1 protein-coding gene is annotated in these 1,369 nt (G+C 70.6%); it reads left to right on the top strand.

Going from position 1 to position 1,369, the window contains the following annotated elements:
* Window positions 1-5: 5 nt before the first annotated feature.
* The coding region (locus ACTWPV_RS49660) for an NAD-dependent malic enzyme (protein WP_347650955.1) at window positions 6-1,369 on the top strand (1,364 nt) is incomplete at its 3' end.

Raw genomic sequence — 1,369 nt, 5'->3', positions numbered from 1 at the left:
TTGACGTGGCGACCGTCCCCAGTGTGTCGTACTCCATCACCGTGCGCCTCGAGGTGCCCGCAGGCGGCAAGGCCGTGAGCCTGCTCACGCACGCCGTAGAGTCGGCAGGGGGTGTCGTGACCGCCCTCGACGTCACCAACGCGGGGCACGAGAAGCTCCGCATCGACGTGACCTGCGCCGCCAGGGACACCGACCACGCCCAGGCCATCGTCGACCAGCTCGAGGCGGTCGAGGGCGTCGTCATCCACAAGGTGTCCGACCGCACCTTCCTCATGCACCTCGGCGGCAAGATCGAGATGGTGTCGAAGGTGCCGCTGCGCAACCGCGACGAGCTGTCCATGGCCTACACGCCGGGTGTGGCGCGGGTGTCCATGGCGATCGCGCGCAACAAGGAGGACGCGCGGCGCCTGACCATCAAGCGCAACACCGTGGCGGTCGTCACCGACGGCTCCGCCGTGCTGGGGCTGGGCAACATCGGGCCCGAGGCGGCACTGCCCGTCATGGAGGGCAAGGCGGCGCTGTTCAAACGGTTCGCGGGCATCGACGCCTGGCCGATCTGCCTCGACACGCAGGACGTCGACGAGATCGTCCGCACGGTGCAGGTGATCGCGCCCGGGTTCGGCGGGATCAACCTGGAGGACATCGGCGCGCCCCGCTGCTTCGAGGTGGAGCGGCGGCTGCGCGAGCTGCTCGACATCCCGGTCTTCCACGACGACCAGCACGGCACGGCGATCTGCGTGCTGGCGGCGCTCACCAACGCCCTGCGGGTGGTCGACAAGGACATCGAGAACGTCAAGATCACCATGGCGGGCGCGGGAGCGGCCGGCTACGCCGTGCTGCGGCTGCTGCTGGCGGCGGGCGCCCGCAACGTGATCGTGTGCGACTACCTCGGGGCCGTCCACAAGGGGCGCGAGGATCTCGACGACTCGCTGCGCTGGATGGCCGACAACACCAACGCCGAGGGCTACGCGGGCGACCTACGGGGCGCGGTCAAGGACGCCGACGTCTTCGTGGGCGTCTCCGCCCCCGGCATCCTGACCGGCGACGACATCGCCTCGATGGCCAAGGACCCGGTCGTGTTCGCGCTGGCCAACCCCGAGCCCGAGGTGTCGCCCGACGACGCCCGCGAGCACGCCGCCGTGGTGGCCACCGGGCGCTCCGACTACCCCAACCAGATCAACAACGTGCTGGCCTTCCCGGGGGTCTTCCGCGGCCTGCTCGACGCTCAGGCGTCCGTCGTGACGGAGGAGATGTTGCTGGCCGCCGCCGGCGCGCTCGCCGCCGTCGTCACGCCCGAGGAGCTCGGCCCCAACTACATCATCCCGAGCGTCTTCCACCCCGACGTGTCCACCGCCGTCGCCGCCGCCGT

Source organism: Nonomuraea sp. KM88 (assembly GCF_052245635.1).
In the GTDB taxonomy this organism is placed as follows: domain Bacteria; phylum Actinomycetota; class Actinomycetes; order Streptosporangiales; family Streptosporangiaceae; genus Nonomuraea.
The sequence above is the reverse complement of the archived record's forward strand: the minus strand, read 5'-3'. Positions and strand labels throughout refer to the sequence as shown.